General features: G+C 65.8%; 17 protein-coding genes. 5 read left to right on the top strand and 12 right to left on the bottom strand.

The window, feature by feature from the left end:
* The first annotated feature begins 89 nt into the window (after nucleotides 1-89).
* Nucleotides 90-1532: a helix-turn-helix domain-containing protein gene (locus ACTU6V_RS07065; RefSeq protein WP_443467278.1), complete on the top strand. Its 1443-nt coding sequence runs from the start codon at nucleotides 90-92 to the stop codon at nucleotides 1530-1532.
* A 106-nt stretch (nucleotides 1533-1638) separates the two neighbouring features.
* Here the strand turns inward: ACTU6V_RS07065 and ACTU6V_RS07060 are convergent, their stop codons facing one another.
* Together ACTU6V_RS07060 and ACTU6V_RS07055 are read right to left on the bottom strand one after the other, a co-directional pair.
* Entirely contained in the window at nucleotides 1639-2706 is a 1068-nt protein-coding gene (locus ACTU6V_RS07060) for a winged helix DNA-binding domain-containing protein (protein ID WP_443467279.1), read from the bottom strand.
* 64 nt (nucleotides 2707-2770) lie between these two features.
* Nucleotides 2771-4213 (bottom strand): glyceraldehyde-3-phosphate dehydrogenase, encoded by a 1443-nt coding sequence (locus ACTU6V_RS07055; RefSeq protein ID WP_443475305.1) that lies wholly within the window; start codon nucleotides 4211-4213, stop codon nucleotides 2771-2773.
* 128 nt (nucleotides 4214-4341) lie between these two features.
* Here ACTU6V_RS07055 and ACTU6V_RS07050 point away from each other — a divergent pair, with 128 nt between their 5' ends.
* Complete coding sequence (locus tag ACTU6V_RS07050) at nucleotides 4342-4992, top strand: HAD-IA family hydrolase (protein ID WP_443467281.1); 651 nt, start codon at nucleotides 4342-4344, stop codon at nucleotides 4990-4992.
* A gap of 10 nt (nucleotides 4993-5002) precedes the next feature.
* On the opposite strand, the gene murQ is transcribed toward ACTU6V_RS07050, so the two are convergent.
* Complete coding sequence (gene murQ, locus ACTU6V_RS07045; RefSeq protein WP_443475304.1) at nucleotides 5003-5956, bottom strand: N-acetylmuramic acid 6-phosphate etherase; 954 nt, start codon at nucleotides 5954-5956, stop codon at nucleotides 5003-5005.
* Nucleotides 5946-6842, bottom strand: a complete 897-nt coding sequence (locus ACTU6V_RS07040) for an N-acetylglucosamine kinase (RefSeq protein WP_443467283.1) — start codon at nucleotides 6840-6842, stop codon at nucleotides 5946-5948. The genes murQ and ACTU6V_RS07040 overlap by 11 nt, the downstream gene beginning before the upstream one ends.
* Before the next feature lie 137 nt (nucleotides 6843-6979).
* Here ACTU6V_RS07040 and ACTU6V_RS07035 point away from each other — a divergent pair, with 137 nt between their 5' ends.
* Entirely contained in the window at nucleotides 6980-7837 is an 858-nt protein-coding gene (locus tag ACTU6V_RS07035) for a MurR/RpiR family transcriptional regulator (protein WP_443467284.1), read from the top strand.
* A gap of 34 nt (nucleotides 7838-7871) precedes the next feature.
* On the opposite strand, the gene ACTU6V_RS07030 is transcribed toward ACTU6V_RS07035, so the two are convergent.
* Nucleotides 7872-8966 carry a DUF998 domain-containing protein gene (locus ACTU6V_RS07030; RefSeq protein WP_443467285.1) on the bottom strand — a complete coding sequence of 365 codons (1095 nt, stop codon included), beginning with the start codon at nucleotides 8964-8966 and terminating at the stop codon, nucleotides 7872-7874.
* Between the two features lie 201 nt (nucleotides 8967-9167).
* On the opposite strand from ACTU6V_RS07030, the gene ACTU6V_RS07025 reads away from it, so the two are divergent.
* Nucleotides 9168-10820 (top strand): thiamine pyrophosphate-binding protein, encoded by a 1653-nt coding sequence (locus tag ACTU6V_RS07025; RefSeq protein ID WP_443475303.1) that lies wholly within the window; start codon nucleotides 9168-9170, stop codon nucleotides 10818-10820.
* A gap of 11 nt (nucleotides 10821-10831) precedes the next feature.
* Here the strand turns inward: ACTU6V_RS07025 and ACTU6V_RS07020 are convergent, their stop codons facing one another.
* Nucleotides 10832-12565, bottom strand: coding sequence for a Na+/H+ antiporter (locus tag ACTU6V_RS07020; RefSeq protein WP_443475302.1), 1734 nt, complete (start codon nucleotides 12563-12565; stop codon nucleotides 10832-10834).
* Nucleotides 12566-12709: 144 nt separating this feature from the next.
* On the bottom strand, nucleotides 12710-13087 hold the full coding sequence (locus tag ACTU6V_RS07015; RefSeq protein ID WP_443467894.1) for a VOC family protein: 378 nt from the start codon (nucleotides 13085-13087) through the stop codon (nucleotides 12710-12712).
* A gap of 85 nt (nucleotides 13088-13172) precedes the next feature.
* Here ACTU6V_RS07015 and ACTU6V_RS07010 point away from each other — a divergent pair, with 85 nt between their 5' ends.
* A complete protein-coding gene (locus ACTU6V_RS07010; protein WP_443467288.1) occupies nucleotides 13173-14360 on the top strand; it encodes a hypothetical protein in 1188 nt (395 codons plus the stop codon).
* A 26-nt stretch (nucleotides 14361-14386) separates the two neighbouring features.
* On the opposite strand, the gene ACTU6V_RS07005 is transcribed toward ACTU6V_RS07010, so the two are convergent.
* The 5 genes from ACTU6V_RS07005 to ACTU6V_RS06985 form a co-directional block, all read right to left on the bottom strand.
* Nucleotides 14387-15007, bottom strand: coding sequence for a response regulator (locus ACTU6V_RS07005; protein WP_443467289.1), 621 nt, complete (start codon nucleotides 15005-15007; stop codon nucleotides 14387-14389).
* Entirely contained in the window at nucleotides 15004-16104 is a 1101-nt protein-coding gene (locus ACTU6V_RS07000; RefSeq protein WP_443467290.1) for a sensor histidine kinase, read from the bottom strand. The genes ACTU6V_RS07005 and ACTU6V_RS07000 overlap by 4 nt, the downstream gene beginning before the upstream one ends.
* Before the next feature lie 9 nt (nucleotides 16105-16113).
* Nucleotides 16114-16875, bottom strand: coding sequence for an ABC transporter permease (locus tag ACTU6V_RS06995; protein WP_443467291.1), 762 nt, complete (start codon nucleotides 16873-16875; stop codon nucleotides 16114-16116).
* Nucleotides 16876-16877: 2 nt separating this feature from the next.
* Complete coding sequence (locus ACTU6V_RS06990) at nucleotides 16878-17834, bottom strand: ABC transporter ATP-binding protein (RefSeq protein ID WP_443467292.1); 957 nt, start codon at nucleotides 17832-17834, stop codon at nucleotides 16878-16880.
* Nucleotides 17835-17919: 85 nt separating this feature from the next.
* Nucleotides 17920-19788, bottom strand: coding sequence for an FAD-dependent monooxygenase (locus ACTU6V_RS06985; RefSeq protein WP_443467293.1), 1869 nt, complete (start codon nucleotides 19786-19788; stop codon nucleotides 17920-17922).
* Nucleotides 19789-19790: the final 2 nt, after the last annotated feature.

Raw genomic sequence — 19790 nt, 5'->3', positions numbered from 1 at the left:
GGTGTATGCATCCATTCTGCGCAACCTAAACGGGCACTTTCGGACGTTTCTGCTCTAAAGAAATGCGTTTCTTTCGCTATGATCAAGGAATGAGCAGCTCCGGCATCCATCTCACGACTCTCGGGCACCGCATCCGTCACCACCGCGTGGCTCAGGGCTTCACCCTCGACGAACTCGGCGCCCGGGTCGGCGTCGCAGGCTCACAGCTGAGCCTCATCGAGAACGGCAAGCGCGAACCCAAGCTCTCACTGCTGCAGGCCATCGCGCAGGCGACCGGCACCGAAGTCTCAGACCTCATCTCCGACGAACCGCCGAACCGGCGCGCGGCACTGGAGATCGAATTGGAGAAGGCGCAGGCAAGCCCGGTCTTCCGCCAGCTCGGCATCGACCCCGTGCGTGTGTCGAAGGGCATGCCAGACGAGACCATCGAGTCGGTCCTCGGCCTGCACCGTGAGCTGCAGCGCCGTGAGCGCGAGGCTATTGCGACTCCTGAAGAGGCCAGGCGCGCGAACACCGAGCTGCGTCTGCGCATGCGCGCGCAGAACAACTACATCAGCGATATCGAGAAGCTGGCAGAGAAGCAGCTCAAATCTGCCGGGCACGTCAGCGGCGCACTCACCCACCGCACCGTGATCATCATGGCCGAGAAGCTCGGCTTCGAGCTGATCTACGTGAACGATCTGCCGAAATCCACACGCTCGGTCACGGACCTCGAGAACAGCCGGATCTACTTGCCACCGGCATCCATTCCAGGTGGTCACGGCCTCCGCTCAATGTCGCTCCAGGCGATGGCGCACCGCCTTCTCGGCCACAAGCCGCCGACCGACTACGCCGACTTCCTGCAGCAGCGTCTCGAGATCAACTACTTCGCAGCGGCGTGCCTCATCCCTGAGACTGCTGGTGTCGCTTTCCTGCAGCAGGCGAAGAAGGACCGCAACCTCGCCGTCGAGGACTTCCGCGACGCATTCGGTGTCACGCACGAGGCCGCCGGGATGCGCATGACCAACCTCATGACCGAGCACCTCGGCATGAAGCTGCACTTCCTGCGCGTCGACCAGGCCGGTGCGATCACCCGCGTGTACGAGAACGACGACCTGCCACTGCCGATGGACGTGACCGGTGCAGTGGAGGGGCAGCCTGTGTGCCGCAAGTTCCAGGCGCGGGCTGCTTTCACGCAGCAGAACCGCACGACCGAGCGCCACCAGTACACGGACACTCCGTCGGGGACCTTCTGGTGCGCGACCCAGACCGGATCGGGCAGCGACGGCGAGTACTCGGTCACCGTGGGCGTGCCGTTCGACGACGCACGCTGGTGGCGCGGAAGGGAGACCGCCGATCGCGCCGTATCGACGTGCCCGGATGAGGCATGCTGCCGCCTGCCCTCCCCTGAGCTCGCCGGACACTGGGCGGGGCGCTCCTGGCCGAGCGCGCGCGTGCACACCCACATGTTCTCGCCGCTCCCCCGAGGCGCGTTCCCCGGTGTAGACGCCAGCGAGGTCTACTCGTTCCTCGACCGCCACGCGGCCGAGTAGGCCACTACCCGCTTGCGGCCCCGCACGGGCTGGATTTCGTCGCTCGAAAGCACTCCGCAGCGACGAAATCCATCTCGCGAGGCGGGGAAACGGTGAAAAGCCAGCATCAGCCGGTGATGAATGCGGCGTAGCGACCGAGCGCTGCCGCGACCTCCGCATCCGGCGCAACGCCGGTGGTGAGCAGTTCGGGCACAGGGTCGTCGGCGAGCCGGCCGACAGCGGTCGAATGCCGCCAGGTGCCGACAACGACGCCCTCAGCGAGGATGATCGGGCGCACCATGCCGTTCTTTCCCGGTCCGATGGCGGCGAGGTGTTCGGGTGGACAGGCGACCGTACGGTCCCGATACGAGATGTAGTACTCCTCGAAAGGGCCGAGGGCGAAGACGGATGCCGCGCGCGTCCGTAGCCGCGGACGCGTGCGCGCCAGGAACACGCCGTCGTCGATCTCATGGATGCGGTCATCGGGAACGGATGCCGCGGCCCGCGCCACCCCGAGCGTGACACCTGCCCACCAGGCAAAGTCCTCGGCAGTCGCAGGCCCGTGCCCGATGATGTAGCGAGCGAACATCTCGGCGGCAGGATCAGCGGGCGCGCCTGAGGTCTCGATGTGCTCCTCCGCGAGGACGAACAGCTGCTCGCGCGAGGCGCCGCCCTGGCGCGGCACGACGGGCCCCTGACAGATGATGCCGCGCAGGGCGAGGTTCTGGATCGAGTGCAGCCCGCGCTGACCTGTCGGGTCGATGCCCGCGGTCTCGAGCACGGTGAACAGCTCGGTCCGGGTCATCGCGTTGCCACCGCGCAGGGCGCGGGTCACCACGCGTTCGACCATGGCGAGCTCGTCGGCGCCGAGCCCCAGTTCCCGATAGCGCGGCGCGGCCATCCGCAGCTGGCGCGCGCCGGTCACACTCAGCACCCACGCCAGATCTTGGGCGGGGATGATGTGCAGCGTGCCGCGCTGCGTCCAGGCGCGGATGAGCGCGCCGCGGTTGAACAGTGCGTCCACCGCCCGCAGAGTCGACGCGCCAGTGGTCCGTGCGGCGAGCGCCCAGCGGCCCGCCCAGAATTCCTGCGCCTGCACGGCGAGCATGTGGTGCGCTGCATCCGCGACCGACCGTGCCGGTGCGATCAGCCGATGCGAGCGCAGGCGCTCCGCGCGCAGCATCCGGGGTTCCATCCCCCCATCCTGCCGGGTGCGAGCACTCCCGCACAGGGAACTACGCGCGGCGCGGGCGAGACCGTCAGACCTCCAGAGTCACCTCGCGGCGCGTCGGCAGCACGATCGGGTGCGAGCCCGCCATCACTTCGAGCACACGGATCACCTGGCACGAGTAGCCGTACTCGTTGTCGTACCAGACGTACAGCACGACATCACGGTCGTTCGCGATGGTTGCGAGCCCATCGACGATGCCGGCGCGATGAGAGCCGACGAAGTCCGTCGAGACCACTTCGGGCGACTCGACGTAATCGATCTGCTGGCGCAGCTTCGAGTGCAGTGAGACGCGGCGCAGGTAGTCGTTGAGCTGGTCCTTCTGCGCCGGGCGCTCCAGCGTCAGGTGGAGCACGGCGAGCGAGACATCAGGGGTGGGAACGCGAATCGCCGACCCGGTGAGCTTTCCCTCGAGCTCTGGCAGCGCCCGCGCCACAGCCTTCGCCGCGCCCGTTTCGGTGATGACCATGTTCAGCACTGCGGAGCGTCCGCGCCGGTCACCGGTGTGGAAGTTGTCGATGAGGTTCTGGTCATTCGTGAACGAGTGCACTGTCTCGACGTGTCCGCGCACGATGCCGTACGCCTCGTCTATGGCCTTCAGAACCGGCGTGATCGCGTTGGTCGTGCAGGATGCTGCCGACACGACGCGGTCGCCGTCCTCGATGGTCGCATCGTTGATTCCGTGCACGATGTTCTTCAGGCTCCCCTTGCCGGGGGCAGTCAGCAGAACTCGTGCTGCCCCCTTCGCCTCGAGGTGACGAGCAAGGCCCTCTTCATCGCGCCAGCGCCCGGTGTTGTCGACGATGATCGCGTGGCGAATACCGTAGCCGGTGTAGTCGATGGATGCCGGATCGTTCGAGTAGATCACCTGAATGCGCGTGCCGTTGGCGATGATCTGCTCGGCCTCTTCATCGACCGTCACGGAGCCTGCGAAGCGGCCGTGCACAGAGTCCCGCATCAGCAGCGAAGCGCGCTTGACGAGGTCGTTCTCCGAGCCGCGTCGCACGACGATCGCGCGCAGACGCAGTCCGCTGCCGCCGCTGTTGTGGGCGATGAGAATGCGGGCGAGCAGCCGTCCGATGCGGCCGAAGCCGTAGAGCACGACGTCGGTGGGATCTGCGGGCGTCGCGCCCATCGCCGGTGCGAGCACCTCGCGGAGGTACTCGTCCAGCGGTGCATCGGTCCGTCCCTCGACAAGACGTGCGACGTCGATCGAGGATGCTCCCGGGGCCAGTTCACGCAGACCTTCGAGCACCGCGAGGGTCTCTTCGAGTGCGAGCTCTTCATGCCCGAGCTGCGCCACGCGCTCGTGCAGTTCGATGATTCCCGTTGTCGACAGTCCGAGCAGCCGGTGCCCGTGCAACGAGGTCACGACCTCCCGATCACGGCGAAGTTCACCGACGAGGGGAACCATCTGTTCTGCGAGTTCTTCCTTGGCTTTCCAGTCATCACTGTGTGCCGCGAAGTCGTTCATCTGCGTCCTTGCATGTCTGAGCGCACCGAAGATCGTCCGGCGCGCAGGTTGCCGGGTAAAGCTTCGGGGGATGCCTCCAGGATACTGCGAAGCGCGAGGCCGTGATGCACCCCGGCTAGCCTGGATGCATGACCACCACTCTCTTTGCCCGTGCCGCGCTCCTGGACATGGATGGCACGCTCGTCGACTCGACGGCGGTTGTCGAGCGCCTGTGGTGGGAATGGGCAGCTCCCCACGGCCTCGACCAGGACACAGTGCTCCAGACCGTCCACGGCCGCCAGGGCTGGCAGAGCATGTCGATGCTGCTTCCCGACCGTGACCATGCGATCAATCTCGAAGAGAACCAGCAGATGCTCGCCCGCGAGAGCGCCGAGACCGACGGTGTCATCGAGATCCCCGGGGCCGCAGCGCTTCTGAGCGCGCTGCAGCGCGTGCCCCACGCGATCGTCACCTCAGCCGACATCGCGCTCATGAACGCCAGGATGAGTGCTGCAGGATTACAGATCCCCGCACTCGCGATCACAGCGGAGCGCGTCTCGAACAGCAAGCCCCACCCAGAGGGCTTCCTGCTCGCCGCATCCACTCTCGGCATCGCCGCTGCCGACTGCGTCGTCTTCGAAGACTCCGGCGCGGGCATTCGCGCAGGGATCGACGCCGGCATGACAGTCATCGGCGTCGGACCGCACGCACCGTCATTCGGTCCGGCGCATCACGTCGATGACCTCACGCAGATCGAGCTCGCCCCGAGCGATGGCGGGTTCGAGATTCGGATCAGCTGAGAAGTCGCCGTCAGGCGAGCTCGGCGATCGCCTCGCGCAGGATGCCGTCGGCGTCCGCCAGCGCAGCCTTCGCGCGCTCCGCATCGGCACCGGTCACCAGCATGAGTACGGCGAGCTTCACCGAGCCATCCGCCGCGCGCAGCGCGGTCGATGATTCATCGATCTCGGCCCCCGAGAGCTGCGCGACAGTGCGAACCGATCGCGCGTGCAGCTTCTCGTTCGTCGCGATGAGATCAACCATCACGCCGCGATAGGTCTTGCCGAGCTTGATCATCGACAGCGTGGTCAGCATGTTGACGACGAGCTTCTGCGCGGTGCCCGATTTCAGCCGCGTCGAACCCGAGATGTACTCGGGACCGGTGACGACCTCGATCGCGATCTCAGCCGCTGCGCCGATCTCGGAATGCGCGTTCGACGAGATCGCCACTGTGAGCGCGCCGACGCTGCGTGCGTACTCGAGCCCGCCGGTGACGTAGGGCGTGCGCCCGGATGCCGAGATGCCCACGACCGTGTCGCGATCGGTGAGTTCGAGTTCGCGCAGCGCCTGCGGCGCAGCATCCGCATCGTCTTCGGCATTCTCGACGGCGTTGCGGATCGCCCTCTCGCCACCCGCGATCAGACCGACGACCATCGAGGGATCAGTCCCGAACGTCGGCGGACACTCACTCGCGTCGAGCACGCCGATGCGTCCGGCGGTTCCTGCGCCGATGTAGATGAGGCGACCACCGCGGCGGAAGCGTGCGGTGATGCCATCGACGGCCAGCGCGATGACGTCTGCGCGCTCCGCGACAGCGGCGGGCACGCGCCGGTCCTCTTGATTCATCTGATACACGAGCTCGACGGTGCCCTGCAGGTCGAGGTCGCCGCGCTCGGTCGTCACCGCCTCGGTGCTGAGCGTCGAGAGCACCTCGAGGAGCTCGGTCAGACGGGAGGAATCCGCTTCGGGGACAGTCTTATCGGGCACGGTGCACAAACCTTTCGTGGGGCATGTCGCTGCGGCGCACGAGAAGTGCGGCGCCATCTAGTGCGTCTCCGGCAGCTGGGGTGAGCGTGCGGCCGGAAATCGTCAGGGAGTTCTCGAGTTCGCTTCTGAACCAGGCGTGATCGGTCAGCCCGCCGTGGATCACGACGGCAGGGTCGGCGGATGCTGCGGTGGCGGATGCGGCGAGCAGCCGCACTGCCTCTCGAACGATCGCCTCGGCGACGGAGTCTCCGGCTTCCGCGGCATCCAGCACGAGCGGGGCGACGGTGGCGAGCTGCCTTGCGACGGGGATCTCACCGGCGAGCCAGGCGACGGCATCCGCGTGTGGTGCGATGTGCGCCTGCACGGCGACAGTGAGCACTGTCTGGTCTGCGAGCCCCGCGCGAGCACGCAGCGTCGCCCGAACGCCTTCACGGCCGATCCATGAGCCGCCGCCGAAGTCGCCGAGGTCGGGTCCCCAGCCATCGACCAGTCGCACACCTTCGGCATCGACGCCGAGGGCAGCGGCACCTGTGCCAGCGATCAGCAGCGTTCCCGGGTCTCCTTGCAGCGCCCCGACATGCGCGGTGACGACATCGGAGGCGACTGCCGCTGTGGCACCGGTAGCCCGCGCCAGCGCCCGTGCGAGTTCGAGCGCCGCGGATGATGCCGACCAGGCTCCGGCAGCTCCCACCCCGATCGCCTCTACCGCGCCCGCCTGTTCGAGAAGCGGAAGGATCGCGGCGAGCGCCGTGTCGACGCCATCGCTGGTGGCGAGCCCAGGGGAACCGGCATCGGCGAATGTCTCTCGCTCAGAGCCGCGAAGAACAGCGACTCGGCAACGAGACTTCCCAAGGTCGATGGCGGCGATCGTGAGCGGTATCGGCATCTCTCAACTCTCAGCTCAGCAGGCAGGACGGGAACAGTGAAAAGAGTCTACATGGAGCGTATGCTTGATGAAAAGAATTTACTCTTCGTTGAGGTTCCCGACGAGACATACTGTAATCCCACCCAGAAGGAGCGCGGATGAGCATCCAGTCCACGATCGAGGCCGCGGCGTCGACACTTCCGCCTTCACTTGCACGTATTGCGGCCGTGGTGCGGGAGACCCCCTCCACAGTGATCGATCTGACGATCAACGAACTCGCCGAGAAGTGCGATACGTCAGTGGCGTCCGTCGTGCGATTCTGCCGCGCGATCGGATTCAGTGGCTATGCTCCTCTGCGCATGGCGCTGGCCACAGAGCTCGGCAAGGAGTCCGCCCAGTTCCCCACGCGGGGAGCCCTCGGCTCAGAGATCTCCGACAGCGACACGCTCCCTGACGCAGTATCCAAACTCGCCACCCTCGAACTGCTCGCCATCGAAGAGACCGTCGGCAGCCTCGACTTCGGCGTGCTGGACGAGGCGATCACTGCGATTGATCAAGCGGAGCGCATCCTGCTCTTCGGGATCGGCGCCAGCCATTTCATCGCGGGCGACCTCGCCCACAAGCTGCTGCGCGTGGGGCGCAACGCTCACGCCATCACAGACCCGCACGAAGCCATCGCGGCGACCGCGCTGAAGAGCGGGCCGACCGTCGCGATCGGGTTCTCACACTCGGGGGCCACCGCCGAGACCGTGCGCTTCTTGCGCGCAGCGGGGCAGAGCGGTGCCACGACGATCGCGGTGACGTCGTCGAAGGAGACGCCGCTGGCTCGCGTCGCGGACCACGCGCTGTACACCGTCGTGCGCGAATCGACGTTCCGCGCTGGCGCGATGGTGAGCCGCATCGCGCAGCTCGCCCTGGTCGACTGCCTGTTCATCGGCGTCGCCAAGCGTCGCTACGCAGAGACGATGGACGCCCTCCAGCGCACGCGCGACGCAACACTCGCGCTGCGCGACTGACCGAGCAGCGCACCCTCGCCGAGGGCCGACCTCGTCAGAGCCGTACGACCTCTTCGTCTGCTGACGCGGTTTCTGCGGTCGCCCGCAGGAACACGATGATCCAGCTGAAGATGAGGATCGCGGCGATCAGCTCGACGGCGGTGAGGTTGTAGTAGCCCGTCGCGAAGAAGATCACCACGAGCACGATCACCGCAACATAGATGTATCCGAGTGCGACGAACACCTTAGAGACCGACGGCACCAGCCACGGCAGCGCGAGGACCACGAGGCCGAACGACACCACCATGCCGGTGGCCACGGTGTTGTGCACGAGGAAGAACTTGTCGACCGGGAAGATCCCCACGCACGTGAGGAAGATGCCCATGAGGATGAGACCGATGCGCACGACGTGGCGCCGGCGGATGGCCTTCTGGTCATCGACGGGCAGCTCCGAGGTCGCATAGCGCGCGATGATCGTCACGATGACGCCGGCGACGATCACGGTTCCGTTGAAGACCCACGACGAGGCATTGCTGGCCATGCCCAGTGCGGAGAGGTTGTCCTGCCACCAGTGCGCATCAGTGGCCGTGAGCATGCTGGCGAACGCGCCCACGACCAGGAAGATCGCCAGCACGAGCGAGAGTGTCATCGGCGTCAGCGATGCCGAGCTCAGGAAGCAGATGTACGCGGTCAGCGCAAAAGCGACGGCGACCAGGATCGCTCCGGGAAAGTCGAAGACCGGAGCGCCTGTGAAGCTGAGCTCGAGCAGCGACGCGACGCCCCACCACCCCAGGAATGCTGTCGATGCGTAGGCGAGCGCGATCGCTGCGATGTCGTACCAGCGCAGGCGATCATCGTGCATCTTCAGCCCGTCCGCACGGGTCTTCATGCCGATCTCGCGCGCCACGACGTATCTGCCCAGCAGCACGGACAGAACCGCGACCACTGCCCCGCCGATTGCGGCGTACGTACCGATCGAGCCCTCTCCCGTGATGGCGAGTTCGCGCCCCCAGAAGATGATGATCGCGATGAGGAAACCGAGCGCGAAGAACACCGCGCCGACGAGCAGAGCCGCACTCTCGAGAGTGATCACGCCCCTGCGCGAAGCGTGCTGCACCCGCTGCAGGAGTGATGAGGTTGAGGTTGTCATAGTCAGGCCGTCCCGGTGAGTCAAGGTACTTCCCAGCGTAGTGGGGGCCGCATGCTCAGCAGTGGTTTGGCGAACGACAGTAGAATCGAGTCGTCCGGCCGAGCCGGTGCTCGAAAAAAGGGCACGACGCCGACGTCGCAGCGATGCGATGCGCGAGACACATACGGAATCCTTCACCGATACCGTCTCGAAAGGCTTGCCATGCCCTCGGTTTCCGCACACGTCGCTCTCACCCTCGCTCAACACATCGATGCCGTCTTCGGCGTGATGGGCAACGGCAACGCCTACTTTCTCGATGCCTTGGAACGCGAGACCACGGCGGGATTCACCGCGGTGCGTCATGAGCAGGGCGCGGTCGTCGCGGCCGATGCCCACTATCGCGCCTCCGGCCGTGTCGCCTCGGGGACGGCGACCTACGGTGCAGGCTTCACGAACACGCTGACGGCCCTCGCGGAGGCGGTGCAGGCGCGCGTTCCGCTCGTTCTCGTCGTCGGCGATGAGCCGACCTCTGGCCCTCGCCCATGGGATGTGGATCAGATCGCACTGGCTTCGGCCGTCGGCGCCCGCACTTACACCGTCGGACATGCGGATGCCGCGGCGACAACCGTCATCGCCATCGAGCACGCACTCACCTACCGCGTGCCGGTCGTGCTCGCGATTCCCTACGACGTCGCCTCACGAGAAGCAGGGCCGGTCCCTGACGTTCCTTCCCCCCGCGTGCCTTCCGCCCCTGAACCAGAAGGCGAGTTCGCCGAAGGGATGCTGGATGAGATCGCTGCTGCGCTGCGCGATGCGAAGCGGCCGTTCCTGCTCGCGGGACGCGGCGCGTGGCTCTCCGGAGCAGGCGAGGCACTGGGGGCTCTGGCTGACGCGACCGGTGCGCTGACAGCATCCACCGCTCTCGGGCGAGGCGTGTTCCCCGCTGCAGAATTCGATCTGGGCGTCACCGGCGGATTCGGGGCAGACGGAGCGATGTCGCTGGTTCACGATGCCGACGTCGTGGTCGTCTTCGGTGCCTCGCTGAATCAGTTCACGATGCGCTTCGGCGAGCTGTTCGCCCCGGGAACCCGGGTGTTCCAAGTGGATGTCGCACCGGCCGCAACGCACGCCCACGTGGGCGGCTTCGTTCGAGGCGATGCCCGAGTGGTCGCGGAGGCCCTCGTCGCCCGGCTCAGTCGTACGAGCTTCTCCGGGCTGCCGTGGCGGGAGACAGTCGATGTGGCGGCGGCGCGCGCGTATGACGCCGGCGATGAACTCGCCCAGGACGGCCGCATCGACCCCCGCTCGGCTGCCCGTCGCATCGCCGAACTTCTGCCCGAGGACCGCATCGTCGTCTCGGACGGCGGACACTTCATCGGCTGGGCCAACATGTACTGGCCCGTCGCGGCCCCCGATCGCATGATGATGGTCGGCACCGCTTTCCAGGCGATCGGCCAGGGATGGCCGAGTGTCGTCGGCGCAGCGCGCGCGCGGCCTGAATCGACCATCGTCCTGACCACCGGAGACGGCGGCGGCCTGATGGCGATCGCCGATCTGGAGTCAGCCGTGCGCGCAGCGGGTGGACGTGGCTGCGCGGTGGTGTGGAACGATGCCGCGTACGGCGCCGAGGTTCACCTGTATGGACGAAAGGGTCTCGCCGAGGAGCCGATGCTGATTCCCGAGGTCGATTTCGCGGCATTCGCTGCCGCAGTCGGCGCCGAGGGGGTCGCCGTACGCACTCTCGATGATCTCGATCGTCTTGCGAGCTGGGTTGCGCAGCCGGCGGCCGAGCGCCCATTCCTGCTGCTCGACCTGCGCATCTCCCCCACGGTCATCGCGCCGTACCAGCAAGAGGTCATCCGCGTGAACTCCTGACGAGCCGTCTCTCACTCGAACCGTTCGATGCCCTCCAATCGGATCTGGTCGAGATCGAGTCGCGCAGAGATCTGATGCACGATGAGATCGTCTACGGTTCCCGCACGGCGGAGGCGACGAAGCACCTCGCGCTTGTGCTCGAGCATCGCGAGCTTCAGCCGCGACAGCTCGTCGTTCTTCAGCAGCGGCGAGCGCTGCTCGAGGTCGACATCCGACGAGGTGGCGACCATCTGCAGAACTCTCCCGGATGCCGCGACGGGAGCACTGCTCAGCTCCACCGAGCCATCGGCCAGCGGATCCGGTTCGTCCAGCATCTCTTCCATCGCCCCCACCTCGGCATTGACCAGGGCACGCTCCCTCGCCATCGCCCTGGCATTCGCGAGCTCGAGCATCTCGTAGCCGTCGCGTCGCACTCGATCTCGCACCTCTTCGCTGATCCCGTGCTCAGCGGCGAGCGCGTCCAGCGCCGCCATCGCCGAGCCCGAGATCGCACGCTCAGCGAGTTCGGACTCTTCGTCCTCGGCGTGATCGACCGGATACCGCGCCCAGCGGGCCACTATCGGCAGAAGAGGGCCCTGCACGAGAAGACTGAGCAGGATCACTCCTGCGGTGACGAAGATGATGTCGTCGCGGCCGTCGAGTCGGGCGCCGCTCTCGGTTGCGAGCGGAACCGAAAGCGCGATCGCGAGTGAGACCGCACCCCTCATCCCTGCCACGGTGCTCACGATCTGCATCCGCGTGCGCAGGCCGAGCGGGTGCACCGCCCCTCCCCCCATGCGCTGGAACGGCACCGCGAGCATCTGGAACAGGAAACGCACGACCAGAAGCGCCACCCATACGGCGACGGTGGCAATGGTCAACCAGCCGATCATTCGCAGCGAGGTCTGGTGCACGACCCATTGCACCTCCAGCCCGATCAGCACGAAGAGCGCCCCGTTGAGCAGGAAGACCCCGAACGGCCAGACCGCTTCTGCCTGTCGCCGGGAAGCAGCGGTGGTGACTCGCGGGCTGAGATACGCCGCGATGAGTCCGGCGACGACGACGGCGAGAACACCCGATGCATGAATCATCTCAGCGATCATGAACGCGGTGAACGGAACCAGCAGCATCGTCACATTGGTCGCGATCGTCGTGTGCACTCGACGCAGCAGCAGCCAGGCTGCAGCGGCGACCGCGATTCCGACTGCGATCCCGCCGAGGTACGACACAAGCACCGTCCAGGTGACGATCAGTGGAGTCACCTGGCCACCGACGGCGATAGACACGGCGATCGCGTACAGCACCAGCGCGGTGCCGTCATTCGTGAGGCTCTCCGCCTTCAACTTCATGAAAGCGCGCCGAGGCAGCAGTCTGCCAAGAGCCGCGACAGCCGTCGCATCCGGCGGCGCGACCGCGGCACCCAGGATGAGTGCGATCTCCCATGGCATTCCGAACATCACCGCCACTCCCGCTACCGCGAATGCGGAGGCGACCACGAGCAGAGTGCTCATCGGCAGGATGTATCGGAAGTCACGCCTGATCGACCGCAACGAGGTCGTCAGGCTCTCCCAGAACAGCATCACCGGAAGGAACAGCAGCAGCACCGTCTCCGGCGGCAGCTGCACCTCGCGCAGCGGCGGGACGAACCCCAGAAGCAGGCCGAACATGACGAGCACGAGTGGCAGCGCCAGGCGAAGACGCGGCGCGAGCAGCGTTCCCACCAGAATCGTCAGCCCCAGCAGGACCGTGATCTCGAGACCTTCCATGCGCATCGCCCTTCTGCCGTCGCGGGCGGACACGCAACGTGCGAAGAAGCACAGCGCCCGTCAAGGAAAAGGTATTCCTTGACGGTGCATCATAAAAGCCCCATCACTGTGCTCACGAGGCACTGTGCTCACGAGGCGCTGCCGTCAGGCTGCGCTGTAGTCGGGCAGCTGCTGCAGCGTCCACGTGTTGCCATCGGGATCGTCGAACGTCACGAACCTCCCCCATGCCTGCTCATCAACACCGTCAGCCTCGACGCCGACGTCGCGCAACTGCGCGAGGGCGGCATCTGCATCGGCAACGACGACCTGGATCGTGTTCTGCTGCCCGGGCTCGAGGCTGGTCCCGAGGTTCGTGCCGAACGCGATCGAGCATGCTGATCCGGGAGGCGTCATCTGCACGAACCGCAGCCCCTCAGCCGGGGTGTGATCGTGATCGGCGTTGAAACCGATCTTCACGTAGAAGTCCTTCGAGCGATCGACGTCGGTCACCGGCACGAAGATGAGTTCGATCTTCCAGTCCATCATCTGCTCCTCCTGGCGGGCATCGGCGCCCGGCCATCCACCACGCTACGCGCGACCACGGACATTCGTCCTGGATACTGATCAGATGACATCGCAGCGAGCGGCCGATCGAATGCAGATGATCCTCGACTCTCTGTGTCTCGGACAGAACGACGCACGGGTGAGTCAGCTGGTCGATGCGTTCGGAGGCGAACCCGTCGAGGTTCATGAGTACCGCTTCGGTGAACCACAGGTGTTCTCGCGGCACTTGTGTTTCGAGTCCGGCGGGGAGATCGTGCTTCACGACGATGCCGTCATCGCCGTGATCCTGCATGTGACCGCAACACCGTTCGCTCCACGTGGGCTCGACGTGGCGGAATGGATCGATGGTGTCGACAACGACGCGACGTTCCACGATTTCAAGACCGTCTTCGGCTCGTCATGGCACTTCGCCGACGGTGACCGCTGTTTCACACTCGATTCCGGGTTCGTGCTCCCTGAGTTCAAGAAGTACGGCGGCTCTGCAGCCGGCGATCTGCGGCGCGTGCTCTTCATCGTTGATGATCCGAAAGCCGATTGTCGCCCGGCAGACGAAGACTGCTCGGTGTGCCGCGATCTGATTCGCCGAACGTCCGACGGATCCTTCGACGTGGATGAAACGGTCGACGCTCTCATCGCGGCCGTCGACGCCGGGAGCCTCAAAGAAAAAGGCAGATGCGTGCCCCTCGCCGATCTTCGACCTTTGCATGTCTCGGCGTTGATGGCGCTGGTTGAGAGTCAGGCCACCTGCACCGCATGCCACCGGGTCGCATGCATCACGCTTCACCGCGATTCTGCCCCGACCTTCGGCCACTATCCCGTCGATGCCGCGATGCGACGTCCGCTCGAGGCGATTCCTCCTATCGAGCGATGGGCTGACGATGCCCGAATCGCTGCGGCCCGCGACGCAATGCGATACGTCGATCATGAACCGGCATCCTGGTTCCTCGTCGAGCGACCCGACGGGCTGTATCTCGACGTCAGGTACGCGATCAACACGATGGTCGACGACAGTGCTCTGATCCTTTTGGATGAGTCAGAGCAGCAGCAGTATCGCGAACGCGGTCACGGCTACATCACCGAGCTCGCCAGGCGTATCGAAAGAAGCGGTCCTTATGAAGAGACGTCTCCCTTCTACTCGAGGGACCTCTACCGCCGACCGGGCGGCCGACAGAAGTACGCTGCCGAGGTGAGCGCGGCGATCGCCAACCACACCTGGCTCGCGCAGATGAAGCAGTCAGCGGCGAAGCCCTGAGCTGCGGGCTCTTCAGCGAGCTGTCGTCAGATCCAGCCCTTGTCCTGCGCGATCCGCACCGCCTGGGCGCGGTTCGAAGCGCCGACCTTGCCGATCGCCGCGGACAGGTTGTTGCGCACCGTACCCGGTGAGAGGAACACTTCGGATGCGATCGCCGCGGCGCTGCGTCCGTCAGCTGCCAGTCGCAGCACCTGCTGCTCGCGTTCGCTGAGGGGGTTCGCGCCCTCGAACAGGCTGGCTTCGGCCAGCGCCGGATCGACGACGCGCAACCCTGCGTGCACCCGGCGCACAGCGTCGACGAGCTGCTCCACCGGAGCATCCTTCACGACGAATCCGCTCGCACCAGCCTCCAGAGCGGACCGCAGATAGCCGGGGCGCGCGAACGTCGTGACGATCAGCACCCGGGTATCGGGGCTCGCATCGCGCACGGCGCGCGTAGCGACGATGCCATCCATCCCCGGCATCTGAATATCCATCAGGCAGACGTCGGGATTCGTCTCGGAGACGACACGAACGGCTTCTTCACCATCGGAGGCAATGCCCACGACGCGGAGATCGGACTCGAGCTCCAGCAGGGCTGCAAGCGCACCGCGCAGCATCGCCTGGTCATCGGCGACCACGATCGTGATCTGCTCTGAATCTGTCACCAGGTCACCTCCACTTTCGTTCCCTGGTCGTCGGCCGGTGCAACACGAAACATTGCTCCGCTGGTCGTAGCGCGCTCGCGCATCCCGCGCACACCGTTGCCCTCGTTGCCGCTGTTTCCGCGCCCATCGTCGATCACCGCGAATTTCCCCGGCGCGATGCGCACAGTGACGCTCTTCGCATCCGCGTGCCGCAGAACGTTGGTCGTCGCCTCACGCAGAATCCAGCTCGCCGTCAGCGACTGCACCGGGGAGAGCACTGCGGGATCCCCCTCCACATGCAGCACCACGTCGGCCGACCTCAGCGCATCACGACAGGACTCGAGCTGGCTGCCGAGCGCCGCACTGCGGACCCCCGCGACCGTAGCGCGCACCCCGGCGATCGCCTCGGCGGTGAGGGACTCGATGTCCGCGAGCTCTGCCTTCGCGCGCCCAGGGTCGCTGTCGATGAGCTTGCGCACCAGCTGCGCCTTCAGCTTCACGACGGTCAGCGAGTGCCCGACGAGATCGTGCACATCACGAGCGACCGCTTCTCGCGCCTCGCTCGTGGTGAGCTCGCGATCCAGAGTGTCGGCTTCCGATGACCGAATGATCAAGGTCGTGGACACCGTATTGACCACCCCCAGCATGAGCACGATCGCGAGGATCGCGAGGTAGGTGAGCCACCCGGGCAACAGGAACACCGTCGCTGCCGTGATGACCACTCCCGAAGCGAGAGTGATCCAATGCGCGGGCCTGGTGAGTCCGTATGACGCGAACGACATGATGAAAGGAATGAAGCTCAGCGCGTTGCCGCCCACACTCGGGATCGTCAACACGCCGCAGACGATCAGCGCAGCGAACGCGCACCACTGAATGGGCTTGGGCGGACTCATGAGCCCGCCTCCGCTGCCGCTCATGCCGTTGATGAACCCCGCGACATAGATCACCACGAAGGCTGCCAGTGCGATCCAACCGGTGATGACCCAGCCGCGCGCCGCCGGAGAGTTCACGAGGGCGATGACCGGGTAGACGAGGAACACCAGCCAGATCACAGCCATCAGCCAGCCGTAGCGCTCCCACGGCGAGCGCTGGCCTCGGCGGGTGGTTCCATCCGTCATGTCTCGACCCTATCGGCGCGAGTACGAGCGCTTGATGCCTGCCATCACGAGGGCGGTGAACAGCGCGAGCCACACCACGATGTTCAGCACGACCATCCACAGCGGATCGACCTGTCCGGTAGTAAGGGTTCCGTCCGTGAGCGGCCAGCGGCTCAGTGCGACGTAGCCGTAGAGAGGGGTGAACCGCGCAATGTCGAGCATGACGCCATCGAGCGGCATGAACACGTTGCCGAAGAAAGCGAAGAAGGTCATCGAGATCGATGCCAGCGCCGCAGCCGTATCGGAGTTGAAGAACAGCCCGACACCGAGCCCGTACAAGCCGTAGACCAGGCCGAGGCTCAGCATGATCCCGGCAGACGCCCACCATCGCCAGGCATCGGATGCCTCCGCACCCGTGGCGAATCCGACGGCGAAGACCAGCAGCACCGCGAGAGCCGCGAAAGCGAGCGAGGTGAGGAGCTTGGTCACCGCGTATCCGGTCGTTCCAAGCGGAGTCATGGCGAGCTGACGCCCCCAGCCCTGCTTGGATTCCGTCGCTGCCAACGAGGACAGCGAACTCATCGCGACCGCGCAGCCGTAGGCCGCCATCGACACCATCACGTAGAACTTGACGTTGCCGTGTCCTGCGGTGATGTCGCCGTAGCCCATGCTCGCTCCGAAGAGCAGATACATCGCCACCGGCATCCCGAGCGTGAACGCGAGCGTGTACGGGTTTCTGACCTGACGCATCGCTTCGACGCGCAACATTGTGGGTGAGATCGACATGGCCATGATCAGTCCTCCGTGAGGGCGGTGAAAGCGGTTTCGAGGGTGGGCGCTGCGATCTCCAGATCGTGTGCCCCGGCGTTCAGAAGAGCGGATGCCGCGGCATCCGAATCTGTCGCCCGCAAGCTGACTCGATCACCGTCGACGCGCACGTCGACGATGCCGTCTGTCGCTTGCAGTTCGCGCACCAGAGCATCCGCACCTTCGGCGGGAAGGTTTGCTGCGAGGGTGCGTCCGCCGAGGTTCGCGCGCAACTGCGCGGTGGGCGCATCGGCGACGATCGCGCCCCGGCGCATGACGACCGTGCGGCGAGCGAACTGCTCGGCCTCTTCGAGGTAGTGCGTGGCGAAGAGAATCGTGCGGCCTGCATCCGCATCGGCGCGCATGACGTCCCAGAAGTGCCGGCGGGCGTTGACGTCCATTCCCGCGGTCGGTTCGTCGAGCACGAGGATGTCGGGGTCGGCGACCAGCGCCAACGCGAACTTCACCCGCTGCTGCTCACCACCGGAGCACTTGGCGACGCGACGGCGTGCGATCTCGGTCAGATCGGTGCGCGCGAGCACGTCCGGAACACGTGAGAGAGCGTCGGAGCCGTGCAGTGATGCGATCACCTCGACGGTCTCGCGAACAGTGAGGTCCGACAGCAGTCCGCCGGTCTGCAGCACGCCGGCGATCACGCCGGACTTGGCTGCCTTGCCCGGCTTCTCGCCGAAGATCGTCACACTCCCGCTGCTCGGCTCTGCGAGGCCAAGCAGCATGTCGAGAGTGCTCGTCTTGCCGGCACCATTGGGCCCGAGAAGAGCGACGATCTCGCCGCGGCGGATGCTGAGGCTCACGCCGTCGACGGCCTTCACCGCACGCTCGCCCACGCCGAACCGCTTCTGCAGGTTCTCGATCGCGATGGCTGTGTCGGCTGCCGCGACTGCGGGTGTCCTCGGAGTCAGAGTTGCCTGTGAAGTGCTCATGCATCCAGCTTGGCGCAGCCGCTGCACAGGTTCCGGAGGCCGCTGTCACCTCGTCGGCATGACACGTGTCATGCCGTGGTCGGGGTCAGGCTCGCAGGAAGACGCCGTCCAGGAACGACGTGAGCTCGTCCGCCGCATCCAGCGGCAGCACCGCGGCGACGTACTGATCCGGGCGCACGACGACGACCACGCCGTCTCGGCTCAGCTCGCGCTCAGCGAAGATGTCCGCGTCCGTCCACGCGTTGGGAGCTGCGGTATAGACCTTCTCCCAGTCCGTCAGTCCCAGCGGACCGGACTTCGGCAGGAACAGCTCCGGCGCTGACAGGATCTCGATGTCCTCGTACTTCTCCTGGTAGATCACCTTCACATCGAAGACAGCATCCGCGTCAGCATCCGCCGGCGTGAATCCGGCGAGAATGGGCGCGGCATCTGCCGCCCACTTCTCCAGCTGTTCGTGCGAGGCGTCCGAGAACGCGTACACGCGCCAGCGCCCGTCGGCCTTCGCGTGGTGCCCGAGGTGCGCGACGTTGCCATCGCAGACCCGCACCACCTCGACCGACTTGAAGCGCCTCCCGAGCGGGAAGCCCACGGCGAGATCCTGGTGCTCAGAGCCGCCCGTGATCGCCGAGGGCTCGTAGTGCGTCATGAATCCAGAGGGGAACTCTGCGGTCGCGAGGTAGTAGTTCGACAGCTCCTGCGGGTCGGAGATCTCCTCGGGCTTGCGCGCCATGAGGGTCGACCATTCCCGGTCGAAGTCGATGAGCTGCTGCGCGACCGGCTGCCGCTCTGCGGAGAAAGTGCGCAGCAGGCTCTCCGGCGAGATTCCGGTGAGCACGGAGCCCAGCTTCCAACCGAGGTTGAAGCCGTCCTGCATCGAGACGTTCATGCCCTGGCCGGCCTTGGCGCTGTGGGTGTGGCAGGCATCTCCGGTGAGGAAGACGCGCGGTGCGCGGTCAGAAGTTCCAGCCACGTCATCGAATCCATCCGTGACGCGGTGTCCGACTTCGTAGACACTCGACCAAGCGATCTCTTTCACGTCCAGGGTGTACGGATGCAGGATCTCGTTCGCCTTCCTGATGATCGCTTCGATCGGCGTCTGGCGCACGCGATGGTTGTCGTCTGCGGCGACCTCGCCCAGATCGACGTAGACACGACTGAGGTAGCCGCCCTCGCGCGGAATATGCAGGATGTTCCCCGCCGCCGCGTTGATGGCGGCCTTGGTGCGCCAGTCCGGGAAGTCCGTGTTCGCCAGGATGTCCATGACGCCCCAGGCGTGCGCCGAGAACTCACCGATGTGCTGGCGACCGATCGCCTCGCGCACGCCACTGCGAGCCCCGTCGCAGCCGACGACGTACTTCGCACGGATCGTGCGCTCCTCGCCGTTGCGCTCCCCCGCGACGTAGCGCACGCGCACCTCAACGGGGTACTCGCCGGTCTCGCCGATGGTGAGCCCGAGGAACTCCACGCCGAAGTCCGGCACAATGCGCCCAGGACCGTCGGCAGCAGCCTCGGCGAAGTAGTCGAGCACGCGCGCCTGGTTCACGATGAGGTGCGGGAACTCGCTGATCTTGAATCCGTAGTCCTCAGTGCGAGTCGTGCGGATGATGTTCTCGGGGTTCTCCGGGTCGGGACTCCAGAAGTTCATGTACGCGATGTTGTACGCCTCAGCGATGATCCGCTCGGCGAACCCGAACGCTTGGAAGGTCTCCACGCTGCGCGGTTGAATGCCGTCGGCCTGGCCGAGCGGAAGCCGGCCGTCACGGCGTTCGATGATCCGCGTGGTGATCGTCGGATATTGCGACATCTGTGCGGACAGCAACATCCCCGCGGGCCCAGATCCGACGATCAGAACGTCCATCTCATCGGGAAGGTCAGCCGGGCGATCGATGCCGGTGCCCGCCGCCGCGACGACATGCGGGTCCTTCGAGACGTAACCGTGGTGGTGGAACTGCATTT

Source organism: Microbacterium zouquanmingi (assembly GCF_052266675.1).
In the GTDB taxonomy this organism is placed as follows: domain Bacteria; phylum Actinomycetota; class Actinomycetes; order Actinomycetales; family Microbacteriaceae; genus Microbacterium.
Note: the sequence above shows the minus strand (reverse complement) of the source record. Positions and strands in the feature narration are given on the sequence as shown.

Bases quoted from the DNA above. Each gene is read 5' to 3' on its own strand.
- ACTU6V_RS07065 (WP_443467278.1), top strand. From the start codon at position 90: ATGAGCAGCTCCGGCATCCATCTCACGACTCTCGGGCACCGCATCCGT.
- ACTU6V_RS07060 (WP_443467279.1), bottom strand. From the start codon at position 2,706: ATGGAACCCCGGATGCTGCGCGCGGAGCGCCTGCGCTCGCATCGGCTG.
- ACTU6V_RS07055 (WP_443475305.1), bottom strand. From the start codon at position 4,213: ATGAACGACTTCGCGGCACACAGTGATGACTGGAAAGCCAAGGAAGAA.
- ACTU6V_RS07050 (WP_443467281.1), top strand. From the start codon at position 4,342: ATGACCACCACTCTCTTTGCCCGTGCCGCGCTCCTGGACATGGATGGC.
- ACTU6V_RS07040 (WP_443467283.1), bottom strand. From the start codon at position 6,842: ATGCCGATACCGCTCACGATCGCCGCCATCGACCTTGGGAAGTCTCGT.
- ACTU6V_RS07035 (WP_443467284.1), top strand. From the start codon at position 6,980: ATGAGCATCCAGTCCACGATCGAGGCCGCGGCGTCGACACTTCCGCCT.
- ACTU6V_RS07030 (WP_443467285.1), bottom strand. From the start codon at position 8,966: ATGACAACCTCAACCTCATCACTCCTGCAGCGGGTGCAGCACGCTTCG.
- ACTU6V_RS07025 (WP_443475303.1), top strand. From the start codon at position 9,168: ATGCCCTCGGTTTCCGCACACGTCGCTCTCACCCTCGCTCAACACATC.
- ACTU6V_RS07020 (WP_443475302.1), bottom strand. From the start codon at position 12,565: ATGGAAGGTCTCGAGATCACGGTCCTGCTGGGGCTGACGATTCTGGTG.
- ACTU6V_RS07015 (WP_443467894.1), bottom strand. From the start codon at position 13,087: ATGGACTGGAAGATCGAACTCATCTTCGTGCCGGTGACCGACGTCGAT.
- ACTU6V_RS07010 (WP_443467288.1), top strand. From the start codon at position 13,173: ATGACATCGCAGCGAGCGGCCGATCGAATGCAGATGATCCTCGACTCT.
- ACTU6V_RS07000 (WP_443467290.1), bottom strand. From the start codon at position 16,104: ATGACGGATGGAACCACCCGCCGAGGCCAGCGCTCGCCGTGGGAGCGC.
- ACTU6V_RS06995 (WP_443467291.1), bottom strand. From the start codon at position 16,875: ATGGCCATGTCGATCTCACCCACAATGTTGCGCGTCGAAGCGATGCGT.
- ACTU6V_RS06990 (WP_443467292.1), bottom strand. From the start codon at position 17,834: ATGAGCACTTCACAGGCAACTCTGACTCCGAGGACACCCGCAGTCGCG.
- ACTU6V_RS06985 (WP_443467293.1), bottom strand. From the start codon at position 19,788: ATGCAGTTCCACCACCACGGTTACGTCTCGAAGGACCCGCATGTCGTC.